Raw genomic sequence first — 17074 nt, 5'->3', positions numbered from 1 at the left:
TCAGAAATGCTCCGGGCGCAGCACCTGAACGTCGCCGATGGTCACGATTCCCATCTGGCGGTCGAGGACGCGCTTCACCTCCTTGAGCACCGCGGCCACGCGCTTTTCGTCGAGCACGACCAGAACCTGGACCATGCGGCCGGCGTCGGAGGAGAGCGAATCGCGTCGCCAACTGCCGCTGTTCCCGCGACCCGCCAAGAGCGGCAGCGCTGAATAGCCGGGCACGTCCAGCCCGTCCAGAAGGTCGAGGAGGCGATTCAGGAACGGCGCTTCGATGATGATCGACAGCCGCTTCTTCGGATATGTGGGCAGGTCGTCCATGAGATACCAAACCTCCGTCAGCCGCCGGCGAGCCAGCCGCCCAACTTGATGTAGAGCGGAATGCCGACCGTCAGATTGAACGGGAAGGTGATCGCCAGGGAAAGGGTGAGATAGAGCGACGGCTTCGCTTCCGGCAGCGCGAGGCGCATCGCCGCCGGCACCGCGATGTAGGACGCGCTCGCCGCCAGCGTCGCCAACAGCGCGACGCCGCCCGGCTCCAACCCGATCGCCCAGCCCGTCGCCGCGCCGATCGAGCCGCCCAAAGGCGGCATGTAGAGGCCGAAGCCGAGCAGCGCGGGCGTGAGCCGCTTGCGGATCTGACGCAGTTCGCGCCCGGCGACGAGGCCCATATCCAGCAGGAACAGGCATAAGACGCCTTTGAACGGATCGACGATGAAGGGGGAGATGCTGGCGAATCCCTTTTCGCCCGTGGCGATTCCGATCACGAAAGCGCCGACCAGCAGCACGACCGAGCCGTTCAGCAGCACCTCTCGCCAGGGCGTCTCCCCCTGCACGGTCTCGCCGGACTTGGCCCCGCTGCGCGCCAGCAGAAGCGCGGTGGCGATCGCCGGCACTTCCATCGCCGCGGCGGCGGCGACCATGATGCCGGGGAAGGGGACGCCGGCGCTCTCCAGCGCCGTCGTGGCGGCGATGAAGGTGACGATGGAGATCGAGCCGTAATGGGCCGCGATTGCGGCCGCGTCGATCCGCCCCAGTTTCGTCGTGAGCCGCAGCAGCGCGAAGGCGATGAACGGGATGACGAAGCTGAGCGCGGCGGCCGCGCCGATCACCAGCACGAGGTCGAGGCCGAGCCCGTGCTCGCTGGCCGCCGCCCCGCCCTTGAAGCCGATCGCCAGCATCAGATAGAGCGACAGCGCCTTGGCGACCGCCTCCGGCACGCTGAGGTCGGAGCGCGCGAGGGCGGCGGCCAAGCCCAGCGCGAAGAACAGCACCGGCGGCGAGATCAGATTGGCGGCGGCGAGGGAGAAATCCATGATCCGTCTGTCCAAGAGGGCGCTGACGACGGGGCCGTCATAGCGAACACGCCGGCCGCGTCAACGCCTCAAACTGTCGGAGCGGCGCAATCGCGCCGTCATAGAACGGTGGTAAGGCCCCAAGACCAAGCCGCCAGACCGCGACGCCAAGGAGGCGCGACCCGCCAATGTTCAAGTTGATCCACCTGACCGATCCGCACTTCGTCCCGCCAGGCGAGACGCTGTACGGCCGCGATCCCTCGAATCCGTTGGCCGCCGCGGTCGCCGACATCAACGAAAACCACGCCGATGCGGACCTCGTCGTCGTCACGGGGGACCTGACCCATTGGGGGGAGGCCGAGGCGTTTCGCCATCTGCAGCGCACGCTCGCGCCGCTGGCGCCGCCGCTCAGACTCCTGATCGGCAATCACGACGACCGGTCGCGCTTCGCGGCCGCCTTCCCCGGTCAGCCGCGCGACGCCGACGGCTTCGTCCAAAGCGCGCTGCGCACGGGCGAGGGGCGGATGCTCTTTCTCGACACGGTTCTCGAAGGAACCGATGCGGGCTGGTATTGCGAGACGCGCCTCGCTTGGCTCGGCGATCAGTTGGATCAGGCGGCGGCGAAGGACGAGGACGTTTTCCTCTTCATGCATCACCCGCCGTTCGACGTCGGCGTCGCGCCGATGGACCGGATCGGCTTGATCCAACGCGACGCCTTCCGCGCCGTGGTCGAGCCGCACCGCGCGCGCATTCGCCACCTGTTCTTCGGCCATCTGCATCGACCGATCTTCGGAACCTGGCGGGGGATCGGGCTCTCCACCATCCGGGCGCTCAATCATCAAGTCGCGCTGGATTTCTCGACAGACGGGCACGCGCCCGGCTGCTTCGAACCGCCGGCCTACGCGATCTGCCTGATCGAGGCTGATCAGCTCGTCATCCACGTCCACGACTTCCTCGACGAGAGTCCGCGCTTCTCGTTGGACGACAGCCCCGTCGACGATTGGGCCAACGCCTATCCGGCGGCCTGAGGAGGGCGCTCGCTTCCCTTGCGGCGCGGCCTTGTTCGCCCCTAGACTGCCGGCGGCCCGGGACGGCGAGTGGGACGCCGGGGCGGGCCGGAGCATCTGTCGCCGATGGGGGATGTCGAGCGGACCCTGGCCGAGATCGACGCCGCGTTAAGCGCGTCGAACGCGCCGCGCACGGTGATGCCGCGCGCCGCCTATGTTGATCCTGATTTTCTGAGGCTGGAGCGCGAACGGATTTTCGCGCGCGAGTGGCTGTGCGTCGGCTGGGCCGGCGCGATCGCCGAGCCGGGGCAGTATTTGACCTATCAGATCAACGACCAGCCGGTCTTCGCCATGCGCCAGGCGGACGGCTCGATCCGCGCCTTCTCCAACGTCTGCCTGCATCGCCTGATGCTGCTGCTGCCCGACGGGCCGGAGGCCGGGCGCTGCGGCAAGCGCTTCTCCTGCCCCTATCACGGCTGGACGTACGAGCGGGACGGACGCCTCGTCGGCGCGCCGCAGATGCCTGGCCTGGATAAGGCCGACATGCGCCTGCCGGAAATCGCCTGCGCCGAGTGGTCTGGCTTCGTCTTCGTCAGCCTCGCCGCCGACCCGCCGGACCTGGCGGCGCGCCTCGCGCCGCTCACGGAGGCGGTCGCGCCCTACCGGCCGGAGGGCTACCTCCAGGCGGTGACGCAGGACCATGTCTGGCGCACCAACTGGAAGCTGCTGGCCGAGAACTTCATGGAGAGCTACCACCTGCCGGTCGCGCACCGCCGCACGGTCGGCGCGTGGTGCCCGGTCGACCAGGTGCGCTTCCCCCATCCGCCGCACCCCGCCTACACCTGCCAGACCTTCCCGAAGGACCCGGACGCCAAATACGGCGTGGCGCCGCCGGAGAACGAGCATCTGTCGGGCGATCTGCGCTGCACCTCGATCATGCCGACGGTCTTCCCGGCGACGATGTTCGTGCTCGCGCCCGATCATCTGTGGTGGCTCTCCCTCATGCCGCGGGCGGTCGACCAGGTCCATGTCCGCTTCGGCGCGTCGATCGCGCCGGAGCGCCTGCGCGCGCTGCCCGACGTCGAGACCTACCTGCGCGAGACCGTCGCCTTCTTCGACCGGGTGAATGACGAGGACCGCGGCTTGGTGGAAAGCATCCACCGCGGAACCCGCGCGCCGCTGGCGAAGCCCGGCCCGCTCAGCTGGATGGAGCAAGGGTTGTGTGAATACCAACAATACATCTATGATACGCTCTCCGAGAGGCAAAAATGATCTGATCTTTATGGGGCGAGTGATGGGAAAAGTTGTTTCAGTGCTGAACATGAAAGGTGGCGTAGGGAAGACGACCATATCGGCGCACGTTTTTAGAAACTTTTATTTTCGAAGAAGAAAAAACGTTCTTCTAATCGATATGGATGCTCAATTTAACCTAACTCAAGCAGTAATTGGTAGGGATCAATATGAAGAGCTTGTCGATGAGCAAAGAACGATACTGAGGTGTTTTGAGCCTGCGCCTGCAGATGATTTTTTTAAAGTTAAGAAATCGGATTCCCCACCTCCAGATTCAACAGAAATCGCCAAAACGTTAAAAAGAATTAAGGGGGGTATTCCATGTCGTATAGACTTAATAGTCGGAGATTTCACTTTGGTAAAATACTCTTTAATCGATGACCCTCAACAGCTTAACGTGGCGAGCACTTTCTTTAAAAGATTCATTAACGAATGCAAAAAAAGATATGATCTGATAGTGCTAGACTGCAATCCGAGCAGTTCATTCGTAACAAAGTGCGCTTTGGAAAATTCAGATGCAATTCTTTCACCAGTAAGGCCGGACAGATATTCCGTCCTCGGCATTGAACTCGTAAACAAATTGCTAGCGCATCTTAAAATTGCCCCTCCCCACTATACGGTAATAAATGGTGTTCAGCGAGGCTCTTCGCCTTCGTCCGCAGAGGCAGAACTGCGCGCACATCCGATCTATGGCCCGAACGTATTGTATGAGCGTTTGGTGTACTCCCGTCTCCTCGCAGCCGATCCGCAATACACTGGCTTCGCTACGGATAAGAAAGTATCGTGGTCTGGTGTTCTGCGCCGAGAGATTAATGCGCTTTGCGACGAAATAGGCACGCAACTGGGAGTGTGAGTATGAGCAGTAGGCACGGCGAATTTCGCATTATAAGTGCATTGGCGCTGCTTGACTTATCAGAGCGTGACTTGAAGCAGTTTTATGTTCTAATGCAGTCGCTTGGGTTTGAAGCCTTCGTTGATATTGTGCGCCATGCAGAGGATGAAGTTGTTGCAAGTTTTGATTTCATTGAAGGAACAGTCAGTGAGTCTAATAGCATGTTTGAGGATAAAGAAGAGGATCTTGTTGAGTATATAAATAAGTCCAGACGAAGTGACCTTCGATTGACGGTCTCTGATTTTGTCGACTATATGACCTTTGAATTAAAGAAACTGGAAAAAGAAAGGCCAATACCTCGATTTGATAACCGCCGTGGTATCAAGCCCTGGCTTAAAAAGATTATTAATTTGTTTGGTCAAAGCGCTGTTTTACATTGCTATCACTCCATTTCTGAGAACATCAATTATAGAAAAGAACACCAAAATATGTGGAGGCTAAAGTGATAAATAATATAAGTGAATGCTTAATAAGTATAGACCGAGATTTGAAAGAAAGAGAAAAAGTTCTAGAGAAAGCAGGGGATAGTTTGAAATTATCACTCGCTTGGTTAGAGTACTTTCTGAAATATTATGATGATCGGGATATAAAAATACTGGTCGAAGGTGCAAATTCTGCTGCGATTGAGTCCTTTACTCTATTTGCGTTCGGGTTTTTGAGACCTTCTGCGCTATCGCTGCGTTTGTACTATGAGCTTTTTCATCAATTTCTATACTATAAGGATCATAATTTGGAGTGGACAGCTGCTAGAGACTTCCGAGCGCAGGCAAAGCTACCAAAAGAGGTTCGTAATACATTTGTTAACTTTCATGCTACATTTGACAAGAGAATGAATCGGCTTCTGAAAAAGAGAAGGAGAATAAATGAGAATCCCTATAATGTTCTATCTCCGATAGCGCACGGCTCGGCTTACGCAACTTTGACAGCTGTTAGTCAGCCTGTGGATATTGTTTGTCAAACTAGTAAGTTGGAAGATTGTGTTTTTATATTTTCCGAGGTAGACGAGTATTTAAGCGATATTTGCGCATCTTCGTTTGATGCGAATATTTTATCTTTGCCCATAGCCGTTCGTGATGATCTCGATGAGCGCCTAGAGGGAAAGGCGGCAAGTGTACTTGAGATGTAAGAGGTCATTTTAATCAGTGGCATCCGTTCTTTTCGGAGCGCGCCCGCCCTTGACAAACGCCCCCCGAACGGGCCCTTTCCGCCCGGTTTTTCAGCCCTCGCAAAAGTCGGAGCGTTTGTCGATGCATCCCTATCGGTCTCACACCTGCGGTGAACTGCGCCTGTCCCACGCCGATGCGGAAGTCCGCCTCGCCGGCTGGATCCACCGCAAGCGCGACCACGGCAATCTGCTGTTCGTCGATCTGCGCGACGATTACGGGATCACGCAATGCGTGATCGACACCTCCAGCCCGCTGTTCGCGGAGCTCGAGGGGCTGAGCCTGGAATCGGTGATTTCGGTCTACGGCAAGGTCGTCAAACGCTCGGCCGAGACGATCAACGCGAAGGTCCCGACCGGCGAGGTGGAGCTGCAGATCCAGTCGATGGACGTCCTCTCCAAGGCGGCCTCGCTTCCGATGCCGGTCAACCAGGACGCCGGCTATCCGGAGGAGATCCGCCTCAAGAACCGCTTCCTCGACCTGCGGCGCGAGCAGATGCACGAGAACATCAAGCTGCGCGCCGACATCATCTCCTCCATCCGCCGGAGGATGGTGGAGCAGGGCTTCCGCGAGTTCCAGACGCCGATCCTGACCGCCTCCAGCCCCGAGGGGGCGCGCGACTTCCTGGTCCCCTCGCGCCTGCACCCGGGCCAGTTCTACGCGCTGCCCCAGGCGCCGCAGCAGTTCAAGCAGCTGCTGATGATGGCGGGCTACGACCGCTACTTCCAGATCGCGCCCTGCTTCCGCGACGAGGACGCGCGCGCCGACCGCAGCCCGGGCGAGTTCTATCAGCTCGACTTTGAGATGAGCTTCGTCACGCAAGACGATGTTTTCGCTGCGATTGAGCCGGTTTTGCACGGCGTTTTCGAGGAGTTCGCGGACGGCCGTCAGGTCACCGCGCCGCCCTTTCCCCGCATCGCCTATGACGAGGCGATGCTGAAGTACGGCTCCGACAAGCCGGACCTGCGCAATCCGATCGTCATCGCCGACGTGTCGGAGGCCTTCGCCGGCTCCGATTTCAAGATCTTCGCGAAGCTGGTCGCCGAAGGTTCGGTCGTGCGCGCGATCCCGGCGCCGGGGACCGCCGGTCAGCCGCGCAGCTTTTTCGACAAGCTGAACAGCTGGGCGCAGAAGGAAGGGCAGGCCGGTCTCGGCTACATCGTCTGGAAGGAGGACGGACCCGCCGGGCCGATCGCCAAGAATTTGGACGAAGGCCGCATCGCCAAGATCGCCGAGGCCGCCGGCGTCGGGCCGGGCGACGCCTGCTTCTTCGTCTGCGGCAAGGAGAAGGCCGCCGCCCAGTTCGCCGGCGTCGCGCGCACCAAGATCGCCGACGAGCTGGATCTGATTCCGGAGGGCGCGTTCAAGTTCTGCTGGGTCGTCGATTTCCCGATGTTCGAATTCGACGACAACCAGGGCAAGGTCGACTTCTCGCACAACCCCTTCTCGATGCCGCAAGGCGGCTTGGAGGCGCTGGAGACCCAGAACCCGCTGGAGATCAAGGCCTTCCAGTACGACATCGTCTGCAACGGGGTGGAGCTCAGCTCCGGCGCCATCCGGAACCATCTGCCCGAGGTGATGTACAAGGCCTTCGAGATCGCAGGCTACGGACCCGAGGTGGTTGATGAGCGCTTCGGCGGCATGATCAGCGCCCTCAAGCTGGGCGCGCCGCCGCACGGCGGCTCGGCGCCCGGCATCGACCGGATCGTGATGCTGCTGGCCGGCGCCGACAACATCCGCGAGGTCATCGCCTTCCCGATGAACCAGATGGCCCAGGACCTGATGATGGGCGCGCCGTCCAATGTCTCGGAGAGCCAACTGCGCGACGTGCACATCAAGGTCCAGCTGCCGCCGGAGGTGAAGAAGGGGTAGGGCCCCGCAAGAGCGCGCCCTGCGCCTTCGCGAAGGCGGGGGTTTGCTCAGCCCGCCCAAAACGCTCGAGAGGGCCGAAGGAGGCCCCCGCCTGCGCGGGGGCGCCTCAGGAAGCTCAGCCCATCTCGAAGCCGAGCGGCAGGGCGGAGAGGACCTCGACCCCGTCCTCGGTGATCAGCACCTGCTCCTCCAGCTTCACGCCCTCCTTGCCCCCTTCGCGCCCGATGTAGCTTTCGACGCACAGCGTCATGCCGGGGACCAGCACGCCGTCATAGCCCTTGGCGTCGAAATCCTGGGCGTGTTTGATCGACGGCCATTCGTCGGCCAACCCGACGCCGTGGATCAGGCTGGGATAGCGGTTCGAGAGAAACGCTTCGCCGACGTCGAAGGCCTCCATCGAGACCTCGCGGAAACTCTTGCCGGGTTTCAGGATCGAGATGTTGTGGGCGATCTGATCTTGCGCGCGCGCCATCAGGTCGGCCTGCTCGGGCGACGGCTCGCCGCCGCCGCAGAGCCAAGCGCGGCTGATGTCGGCGCAATAGCCGTAGGGGCCGATCAGGTCGGTGTCGAAGCTCATCACCTCGCGCGCCTCGATCGCGCGCATGGAGCATTCGCGGAACCACGGATTGGTCCGCGGGCCGGCGGACAGCAGGCGGGTCTCGATCCACTCCCCGCCGAGCCGGATGTTCGCCTCGTGCAGCTTGGCCCAGAGCGCGTTTTCGGTGATCCCCGGCTCGAAGGCCGCGTACATCGCCCGGCAGGCCTCTTCGCACGCCGCGATCGCCGCGCGCATCAGCATCAATTCCTGCGCGGACTTCACGGCGCGCGCCTGTTCGGCGACGGCTTCTCCCTCCACCACCTTGATCCCGCGACGGGCCAGCGCCGCGCAGCCAAGCGCGCTCAACCGATCGACCGCGAGGCGCCGGTCGCCGGCGCCGTGCGCGGCCATCAGATCGGCGATCTGATCGGCGAACCGGCCCGCGCGCTCCTCCGCCCGCGCGCCGGCGGTGAAATAGTAGAAGGTCGGCATCGGCCGGTATTCGTCGATCGTCGGCAACCCCTCGGCCAGATGGGGCAGGTCGGCGTAGTCGAACAGGATGCACGGCCCCTCGGCCGCCACGAAGACGGCGCGCGCCTCGTAATGCGCGCACCAGATCTGCATGTTGGTTGCGTCGGTGGCGTAGCGGCAATTGATCTGGTCGAAGAACAGCGCGGCCGGCAGGCCGCGGCGCGTCAGTTCGGCGCGGATGCGGCCCAGCCGCTCCAGCCGTACGGCGTCGAGATCGACGGGCGGCTCGCTGTACTCCATCGCGCCGTGCTGGCGGGCGGGGCGAACGGGATCGGTCTCCAACGGCATGGACGCCTCCGGATCGATTTTCGATCAGGATGCGCGGCGCGCGCGCCGTCGGCGGCTCTAGCCGCGACGCGATTTGCGCTGGATGTGCCGAAAATCGGCGGATGCGGCGGTCTTCGCGTCCTCGCTTCCCCCAAGCGTCGGGCCGGACATGTTCCCGCCCGACAGCGACAGGCGCCGTACCGGCGGGCCGCCGTTCCCCCGGCCCAAGGCTGGGGTGACGGCCGGGCGAAAGACCAGCCGGCGCCTACCCACGGATCGACGTGGCTTTAGTCATGGAGCGGGCGGAGATGTCGGCCTCTGCGAGGCCGCGTCACTCCCGGTAACCCGGCTCCTCCTCATCCAGGATCGCGCGGATCGCGCCCAGGTGCTTGTCCGAGAAGCCGGGGTAATCCGCCCATTGCTGCGCCGTTTTGGCGGCGACCGCGTGCGGGGCGACGCGCAACTCGCGGCCGGTCATGTAGGCCGTCACCACGGTCTCGCAGGCGCGCTCCAGATAGATCATCTCATCGAGTGCGCGGGCGACGGTCTCGGCGACGACCATGACGCCGTGATTGCCCATCATCAGCACCTGCTTGTTGCCCAACGTGGTGGAGAGCCGCTCCGCCTCGTCGCCCAGGCCCATGCCGTCGAAGTCTTCGTCGATCGCCACGCGCTCGTAAAAGCGCATGGTGTTCTGGTCGATCGGCGGGATCGAACTGTCCTTCAAGGAGGCCAGGACGGTCGCGTATTTCGGGTGCAGATGGATGATGCAGCGCGCCTGGGGGACGTTCCGGTGCAGCGCGCCGTGGATCGCGATCGCCGTCGGGTCAAGGCGATCGTCCGCCGGGTCCGGCGTCGCGTGCGCATTGACCAGCATGAGGTCGGACGCCCGCATCTTGCTGAAATGCACCCCGAACGGGTTCAGCAGGAAATCCGCCCCGTCGTCCGAGACGGCGAGCGAGAAATGGTTGGCGATCCCCTCGTGCATATTGAGGCGCGCGGTCCAGCGGAAGGCGGCGGCGAGATCTTCGCGCTCCTGCTGGAAGGCCGGCGACGCGGCGTCGCCTTCGCGGCGCGGGCCTGTCCGCCGGTCGGCGCTCCGCCGGTCGGCTTGGCGACGATCGCTCGTCCGGCGGTCCTGGCCTCGGCGCTCTTCGTCGGTGCGTGCAACCCCGTCCATGAATTTCCTCCCTATCAGCCGGTCGCGCCGGTTGCGCCGGTCGCGCCGGTCGGCGCCGGCGTATGGTCGAACCCGCGTCGATTGATGATCGCCTCGACGCCTCCCAGGGCCTCGATCCGCGCCGCCTGGTCGGCGAAGGCGCGGGCGTCGATCCGATCCGGATCGTCCGCCCTCTCGGCCAGCAATGCAAGCAGGCGCGCGCGCGTCTCGGCGTGCGCCGCGCTGAGCCCGAGATCGCACCGCTCATGTGGGTCGGCCTCAAGATCGAAGAGCTGCTGCGGAAATCCGGGGTAGGCGACAAGCTTCCATCGGCCCGCCCGCAGCATGATCGCGCCCGCGACCGCCCCGCCGTCGTGATATTCGCTGATGATCGGACGCTCACGGTCCGCCGGCGCCGCGGCCAGATCCTGCAGCGGCCGGGCGCCGAAGAGGGCGCCGCTCGGCGGCAGGCCGGCCGCAAATCGGATCGCGGGCGCGACGTCGGTCAGGCTCGCCGGCGTCTCCACCGTCGCGCTGGCGGGCAGGTCGGGGCCGGCGGCGATCAGCGGGATCCCGACCGACTCCTCATACATCACCTGCTTGGTCCAGAAGCCGTGATGGCCGTTCATCTCGCCGTGGTCGCTGCACAGGATCACCAGCGTCTCATCCAGCGCGCCCGCCGCCTCCAGCGCCTTGAGCGTCCGGCCGATCAGGGCGTCGACGAAGCTGCACAGCCCGAAATAGGCGGCCCGCGCCTGCGCCCGGCCCGCGGCGTCGAAATGGTCGTCATAGGCGAAGTAGCGACGCAGGCCGTTGACGACGGGGTGACGGTATTCGACCGCCTCGCCCGCGAAGCGGATCGGCGGCAGGCGCTCGGGATCGTAGAGCGCCAGGTAATCCGGCGGACAGGTCAACGGGTAATGCGGGCGCAGATAGGAGACGAAAAGCGCCCACGGCGCATCCGACGCGCGGCGCCCGCCGTTCGCCGCAAGCCAGGCCTCCGAGGCCGCGCAGACGCGCCGGTCGTAGGCGCTGTAGGGGTCGTCCGCGCCGTCCTGCGCGGCCGGGCGCACCTCACAGGCCAGACCGGCGGGGTCGTAGGCCGTGTGATGCTGGCGGCGCAGCAGCGCCTTTTCCCAGCCGACGCCGTCGACGACGTGCAGCGGCTCGATCTCGCGCGTGAAGCCGTGATCGTTGCCCGGCAGGCCGCGGTGATGCAGCTTGCCGATCGACGCCGTCTCGTAGCCGGCCTCGCGCAGCGCGTGACCCCAGCCGGGCGGATCGCCGGCCCAGGGCTCGGCGCTCGACCACAGGCGGTGGGCGTGGACGGGCAGGCCTGTCATGAAGCTGGTGCGCGCCGGCACGCAGATCGGCGAGGGGGTGTAGGCGTTCGTGAAGCGCGCCCCGCGCGCCGCCAGTCGATCGATCGCCGGCGTCAGCGCCGGCCCGCCGTAACAACCGACGCCTTCGCGCGCCAGCTCGTCCGCCATGATCACCAGGATGTTGCGGCGCTCGGCCATGGGCGCGCGTCCGCCTCAGCTCTCGAAGAAGGAGTCGAAGGCCGCAAGCGTCTCGGCCGGGCTTTCTTCGACCAGAAAATGGCCGCCGGGGACGGCGCGCGCCGTGACGTCGGAGGCCTTCGCGCGCCAGCTGTCGGCGACGTCGTAAAGCTTCTCCATCAGCCCGTTCGCGCCCCACAGGACCAACAGCGGGCATCGGATATGGGTTCCCTCGTCGGCCGCGTCGTGGGCGAGGTCGATGGTCGCGGCCGCGCGGTAATCCTCGCAGGTCGCGTGGATGGCGGCGGGGTCGCGGAAGGCCGTCTCGTACTCCGACACGGCCTCGGGGGCGTAGGCGTCGAGCCCGGTGCCCCAGGCCCCCAGCTTGTGATGCAGGAAATAGATCGGGTCGCCGCCGATCAGCGTCTCCGGGAAGGGCGCCGGCTGGATCAGGAAGAACCAATGATAATAGGCCGTCGCCAGTTTCTTGTCGGTGGTGGCGAAAACCGTCGCGGTCGGCACGATGTCGAGCACCGCCGCCCTTGTCACGCGCCCCGGATGATCCAGCAGCAGGCGGTGCAGCACCCGCCCGCCGCGATCATGCCCCGCGGCCTGGAAGGTTTCATGGCCCAGATGATCCATCAGCCGGATCATGTCGCCGGCCATCGCGCGCTTGGAGTAGGGGGCGTGCTCGGCGTCGCTCTCCGGCTTGTCGGACCGCCCGTAGCCGCGCAGGTCCGGAATCACGACGGTGAAGCGCCGGGCGAGGTCTTCCGCGATCGGCGCCCACATGGCGCCCGTCTGCGGATAGCCGTGCAGCAGCAGCAGCGCCGGCCCCGCCCCGCCCACGCGCACATGAAGCGAGACCTCGCCGACGTCGATGCGGGCTTCCGAAAAGCCTTCGAACATGGATGCATCCTCCGCCGGCGGTTCCGCAGCCTAGGGGCGTCGCGTGGCCAGATAGATCCCGGGCAGAACCAGCGCGGCGCCGATCAGATGGTAGGACGCCAGCCGCTCGTCGAGCAACGCCCACGCAAGGGCGGAGTTGTAGACCGGGATCAGATACATCAGCAGGCTCGTCCGCCCCGCGCCCAGCGCGCGCTGCACGAAGGCGTAGATCTGATAGGCCAGGAACGAGGCGGCGACGGCCAGGAACAGCACCGCGCCGACGCTCTCCCAGGTGATCTCCGGCGGGCCGACGACGACCGCCTCCCAGATCGTGAAGGGCGCCAGCGCCAGACAGCCGCCGCCCACCGTGGCGGCGAGGCGCGTCATCAGCCCCATCGCGCTCGGCCGGTGGCGTTGCAGCACGGAGTAGAGCGCCCAGCCGATCATCGCCGCCACGATCCAAAGGTCGCCCGTGGTGAAGTCCAGATTGAGGAAGGTGGCGGGGTCGCCCTTGGCGATGATCCACAAGACGCCGCAGAGGCTGGCCGCGACGCCTGCGGCCTGCCGAAGGCTCAACGGCTCGCCGTAGAAGACGCCGGACAACAGGATGATCAAGACCGGCGCGGCCGAGTAGATGAGGCCTATGTTGGTCGCCGTCGTGGTGTCGGCGGCGATGTAGACGAAAGCGCCGCACACCCCCATGCCGAGCGCGCCGAGGATCAGCAGATCTTTCCATTCCCGCGCGATGTCGGCGCGCCGCGCCCACAGCCTTGGGCCGACGAAGGGCAGGAACAGCGCGAAGGTAAAGGCCCAGCGCCAGAAGGCCAGCGCCGTGGGCGGCACGAGGTCTGCCACCGCCTTCGCGACGATGATGTTGGAACTGAAAAGCAGCGGGACCGCGAAAAGCAGCGCGCCCGCCAGCTTGTCCTCCGGCAGGCCCAAGACGCGGCCCTGCGCCGCTGCGTCGGTCGAGCTGTTTCCCGTCATGATGGCGCGGAATTTATCGATGGCGCGGCGCGGGGCAACCCGCCTCTCGGATCAGCACTTGCGCCGGCGCGGACGAAGCGCGCCGACGGCCGGCCTCAGAACAGGTAGCGCCCGCCGCCGGCGACCGCCAGCACGATGACGCCCAGCGTCAGATTGATCGTCACCAGGATGCGGATCTGGTTGAGCTGCGCGCCGGCCGCCTGCCAGTCTTCGCCGTCGACGGCCCGGCGCATGCGCTTCCAGGGCGCGAAATAGAGATGCGCGAACAGCGCCATCATCAGCAAGCCCAGCCCGTTCATCAGATGGATGTGCAGGCCCGATCCCGCAAAGCCGCCATAGACGCCGAAGATCAGCCCGTACCCGGTGATCAGCAGCGTCAGCACCGACACCCAGACCCAGGGGAAGAACTTCTGGAACGTCCCGCGCACGAGCGGAAAGCGCTGCGCCGGCTCCAACTGCGGCAGGTTTGGCCGCAGGCAGACGAGCAACAGGAACATGCCGCCGACCCAGACGGCGGCGGCGACGACGTGAAGCGCGAGGAGAATGGCGGCTAAGGTCATGAGCGCGAGACTATCCAAGCCGAGCGCGCGCGCCAAGCGAAAGCGGCGGGGTGGGGCGCAGACTCTATGAGACTCCGGCCCAAGATCCCTGAGGCAGGTGCCGAGAGGCAGGGTGCGCCTCATTTTAGCCAGAATCTGTCATGCTGTGATACCGTAACTGGTGTCTGGTTCGAGCATGTCTAGGACGTATGCTGTGGTTCGCTCGATTCGGAGTTTGGGCGAGGGAAACTGCGGTTCGTTGAATTTCGGATAGGTGGGTAAGCTTCTGCGATATTTGAACGTTCGTATCCGCTGAAGAGGCAGTGTCAAAGAACTCTAGGAAATGCGTACTACTACCCAGACGAGCAATTAAATGTCAGTATATCCCGGTTAGCAAAGCGGAGAAACGCATTGCCCATCCAGCGAGCAGTGATTAAGAACTATCGAGCTCTGAGGACGGCCGACGTGACCTTCCATGAGGGCATGAACGTCATGGTTGGCGACAACGAAGCGGGCAAGTCGACGCTTCTTGAAGCTGTCAACCTTGCACTCCGTGGGCAGCTAAACCGGCGCGCCGTTCAGTACGAACTACACCCGTTCCTGATTAATGCGGATGCCGCCGCCGAGTTCATAGAGGCCCATAGACAGGGCAACCCGATTCCTCCACCTGAGATAAGTGTTGAGGTATTCCTGGCGGACGCCCCCGAAGTCGCTGAGCTTCGCGGTTCCAACAACAGCGAGAAGGCCGACGCTTGTGGTATCGCTCTTACAATTGGGCTTGATGAAGCCTTCCAAGAGGAATTCGCCTCGTATGTCGCCGATCCAGCGACGTTGAACAGTGTTCCGATTGAATACTACAAAGTCCTCTGGGAGTCATTCGCTGGCGCACCGATGAGCGCTCGGTCCGTGCCGTTGAAGACAGCCCTGATTGATCCAAGCAGCATCTCGAACTCCTATGCGGCGAACAAGTACGTATTGGAGATTGTCCGGGACTACCTCACCAAGCCGCAGTCGGTCGACCTTGCCCTCGCCTACCGGAGCATGCGTGACGAGTTTCAGAGTGATGCGCGGATTAAGGCTATCAATTCCGATCTCGCTGCCAAGCAAGGGGTCGTTTCGGACAAAGTTCTCTCTGTCGCGATGGACACCACCACACGCGCAAGCTGGGAAACGGGTGTTCTGCCGCATTTGGATAGCATCCCGCTAACGCTCGTTGGAAAAGGCGAGCAAAACTCGGTGAAGATTAAGTTGGCCATCGAGGCAGCAGAGAGCTGCGACGTGTTCTTGATGGAGGAACCCGAGAACCACCTTTCGCACACCAATCTGGGCCGGCTCGTGTCGCACTTAGCGGACCGGTGCGAGGGAAAGCAGCTCATCGTCAGCACTCATAGCAGCTTTGTCCTGAATAAGCTCGGGATCGACCGCGTAATGATGTTCAATGGTGAAAACGCCGTAACATTGGATGACCTCCCAGATGCAACGAAGGTGTTCTTCCAGCGTCTGCCGGGCCATGACACGCTCAGGCTGATTCTCGCAGCGCGTTCAATTCTGGTTGAGGGACCATCGGACGAGCTCATTGTGCAAAAAGCTTACCGCCAGCGGCATGGCTGCTTGCCTCTTGCACAGGGTGTGGAGGTGATCTCTGTTGGCACCTCTTTTAAACGGTTCTTGGACATTGCACGGCTTTTGAAGCTGGATGTCAGCGTTGTCCGCGACAACGATGGCGATCCTGCCGGAAAACGGTCCCTTTATGATGACTATCAGGCTGAAGAAACAATCCGCGTTTACATTGACGGTGACGCGAACGCACGCACTCTTGAGCCGCAACTCGTCAAATCGAACGGGTTGGTGAAGTTGAATCATATGCTGGGGACCACCTTTGCGACGGAGATTGAGCTATCAGATCATATGAAGGCAAATAAGACGGACACGGCGCTCAGGCTCTTTGAGCACGCGGATGAACTTATGATCCCGGAGTACATAAGTGGCGCAATTCGATGACCGCATCATTCTCGCCGCTGCTGGCTCAGGAAAAACTACGACAGCAGTAAAGCGGGCTTGTGAGGACCCTGGGAAGCGAACGGCCTTAATAACATATACACTGAACGGCCGGAGGGAGCTCGAGGCTCGCGCATACAATGAGTTCGGGGCGGTCCCGCCATACGTGACGATATCCACTTGGTACTCGTTTGTTTTAACGCACTTTGTCCGCCCCTATCAAAATCACCTTCACACGAGCCGTGTAGAGACAATCAATTTCGAGCGTGCCCCTATCTCCCGGCGACGCTTCCGGAAGGACCAAGTTGCCAGCTACTTTTTCTCGTCTCCCAACCGGATATGGTCGGATCGCACAACTGACTTTGCATACCAACTCATCAACGCGACCGACGGCCTGCCAATCAGTCGCATTCAGAGTATATTTGACCGCATTATTGTGGACGAGGCGCAGGACTTGGCGGGCTGGGACCTTGAGCTGATTGACCACCTCCTGAAATCGGCCGTAGAAGTGGCCCTGATTGGGGACCACCGGCAGGCGACATTTTTGACTAACGACAATCCAAAAAACAGGCAGTTCGCTGGAGAGAAAATCATCAATAAATTCGGTGAGTGGGAACACGATGGTTTGGTTAAGATCGAACATCAGTCCCACTCCCACCGTTGTGTGCAGGGGATTTGCGACTTCGCAGATCAGTTCTTTCCTGACTGCGAACCGACGATGTCTCGGAACCCGGAGGTAAGCGGTCATGACGGAGTTTGCCTCGTCCGCGAAGGGGACGTAGAGCGCTACTTTGAGACCTTCGCACCACAGACCCTACAGTGGTCTAAGGCCGGGGGAAAAAGGGTCGGGAGTCCCCTCAACTTCGGCGATTCCAAAGGGATGACGTTTGAGCGTGTCCTGATCTACCCGCACGCAAAGCTCCAAAAATTCCTAAAAACCGGTAAAATGGAACTGGAAGGGCACTCCAAGACGAAGACCTATGTGGCAGTGACCCGCGCACGTCAGAGTGTCGCCATTGTCGTGCCAAACAACTTCACTCCCGAGGTAGGTGAATTCTGGAACTAAACAACATCGCCCGCCTACTTTTGACAGATTAGATTTCAAGCCCGAAATGACACTAAACTTATTCAAACTTCTGGTTTGGGTTC

The 17074-nt window shown here is 62.6% G+C and carries 16 protein-coding genes; 8 read left to right on the top strand and 8 right to left on the bottom strand.

Annotated features, from left to right (window positions below; all coding sequences use genetic code 11):
• Window positions 1-321 carry a P-II family nitrogen regulator gene (locus RIB45_RS13655; RefSeq protein WP_350050903.1) on the bottom strand — a complete coding sequence of 107 codons (321 nt, stop codon included), beginning with the start codon at window positions 319-321 and terminating at the stop codon, window positions 1-3.
• Between the two features lie 17 nt (window positions 322-338).
• A complete protein-coding gene (locus RIB45_RS13650) occupies window positions 339-1316 on the bottom strand; it encodes a sodium-dependent bicarbonate transport family permease (RefSeq protein WP_350050902.1) in 978 nt (325 codons plus the stop codon).
• Between the two features lie 167 nt (window positions 1317-1483).
• On the opposite strand from RIB45_RS13650, the gene RIB45_RS13645 reads away from it, so the two are divergent.
• The 6 genes from RIB45_RS13645 to aspS all read left to right on the top strand — a co-directional run bounded on the left by RIB45_RS13645 (window position 1484) and on the right by aspS (window position 7519).
• The gene (locus tag RIB45_RS13645; RefSeq protein WP_350050901.1) at window positions 1484-2323 is read left to right on the top strand and encodes a phosphodiesterase; all 840 of its coding nucleotides are present in this window, start codon (window positions 1484-1486) and stop codon (window positions 2321-2323) included.
• A 69-nt stretch (window positions 2324-2392) separates the two neighbouring features.
• On the top strand, window positions 2393-3574 hold the full coding sequence (locus tag RIB45_RS13640) for an aromatic ring-hydroxylating oxygenase subunit alpha (RefSeq protein WP_350050900.1): 1182 nt from the start codon (window positions 2393-2395) through the stop codon (window positions 3572-3574).
• Window positions 3525-4445: a ParA family protein gene (locus tag RIB45_RS13635; protein ID WP_350050899.1), complete on the top strand. Its 921-nt coding sequence runs from the start codon at window positions 3525-3527 to the stop codon at window positions 4443-4445. Before RIB45_RS13640 ends, RIB45_RS13635 begins: the two co-directional genes overlap by 50 nt.
• 2 nt (window positions 4446-4447) lie before the next feature.
• The gene (locus RIB45_RS13630) at window positions 4448-4930 is read left to right on the top strand and encodes a hypothetical protein (protein WP_350050898.1); all 483 of its coding nucleotides are present in this window, start codon (window positions 4448-4450) and stop codon (window positions 4928-4930) included.
• Window positions 4915-5610 (top strand): hypothetical protein, encoded by a 696-nt coding sequence (locus tag RIB45_RS13625; protein WP_350050897.1) that lies wholly within the window; start codon window positions 4915-4917, stop codon window positions 5608-5610. The genes RIB45_RS13630 and RIB45_RS13625 overlap by 16 nt, the downstream gene beginning before the upstream one ends.
• Window positions 5611-5731: 121 nt before the next feature.
• Window positions 5732-7519, top strand: a complete 1788-nt coding sequence (gene aspS / locus RIB45_RS13620; protein WP_350050896.1) for an aspartate--tRNA ligase — start codon at window positions 5732-5734, stop codon at window positions 7517-7519.
• A gap of 115 nt (window positions 7520-7634) precedes the next feature.
• On the opposite strand, the gene RIB45_RS13615 is transcribed toward aspS, so the two are convergent.
• From RIB45_RS13615 to RIB45_RS13590, 6 genes are all read right to left on the bottom strand, one after another.
• Window positions 7635-8876, bottom strand: coding sequence for a M24 family metallopeptidase (locus RIB45_RS13615; RefSeq protein WP_350050894.1), 1242 nt, complete (start codon window positions 8874-8876; stop codon window positions 7635-7637).
• Between the two features lie 310 nt (window positions 8877-9186).
• The gene (locus tag RIB45_RS13610) at window positions 9187-10035 is read right to left on the bottom strand and encodes a class II aldolase/adducin family protein (protein ID WP_350050892.1); all 849 of its coding nucleotides are present in this window, start codon (window positions 10033-10035) and stop codon (window positions 9187-9189) included.
• A 14-nt stretch (window positions 10036-10049) separates the two neighbouring features.
• Window positions 10050-11534 carry a sulfatase family protein gene (locus tag RIB45_RS13605; protein ID WP_350050891.1) on the bottom strand — a complete coding sequence of 495 codons (1485 nt, stop codon included), beginning with the start codon at window positions 11532-11534 and terminating at the stop codon, window positions 10050-10052.
• A 15-nt stretch (window positions 11535-11549) separates the two neighbouring features.
• The gene (locus tag RIB45_RS13600; RefSeq protein ID WP_350050890.1) at window positions 11550-12422 is read right to left on the bottom strand and encodes an alpha/beta fold hydrolase; all 873 of its coding nucleotides are present in this window, start codon (window positions 12420-12422) and stop codon (window positions 11550-11552) included.
• 30 nt (window positions 12423-12452) lie between these two features.
• Window positions 12453-13388 (bottom strand): DMT family transporter, encoded by a 936-nt coding sequence (locus RIB45_RS13595; RefSeq protein WP_350050888.1) that lies wholly within the window; start codon window positions 13386-13388, stop codon window positions 12453-12455.
• Between the two features lie 95 nt (window positions 13389-13483).
• A complete protein-coding gene (locus RIB45_RS13590; RefSeq protein ID WP_350050887.1) occupies window positions 13484-13948 on the bottom strand; it encodes a CopD family protein in 465 nt (154 codons plus the stop codon).
• 408 nt (window positions 13949-14356) lie between these two features.
• On the opposite strand from RIB45_RS13590, the gene RIB45_RS13585 reads away from it, so the two are divergent.
• Entirely contained in the window at window positions 14357-15928 is a 1572-nt protein-coding gene (locus tag RIB45_RS13585; protein WP_350051398.1) for an ATP-dependent nuclease, read from the top strand.
• On the top strand, window positions 15912-16991 hold the full coding sequence (locus tag RIB45_RS13580; RefSeq protein ID WP_350050886.1) for an AAA family ATPase: 1080 nt from the start codon (window positions 15912-15914) through the stop codon (window positions 16989-16991). The genes RIB45_RS13585 and RIB45_RS13580 overlap by 17 nt, the downstream gene beginning before the upstream one ends.
• Window positions 16992-17074 lie beyond the last annotated feature (83 nt).

It is taken from the genome of Marivibrio sp. (genome assembly GCF_040218065.1).
Classification (GTDB): Bacteria; Pseudomonadota; Alphaproteobacteria; order UBA8366; family Aestuariispiraceae; genus Marivibrio.
The sequence above is the reverse complement of the archived record's forward strand: the minus strand, read 5'-3'. Positions and strand labels throughout refer to the sequence as shown.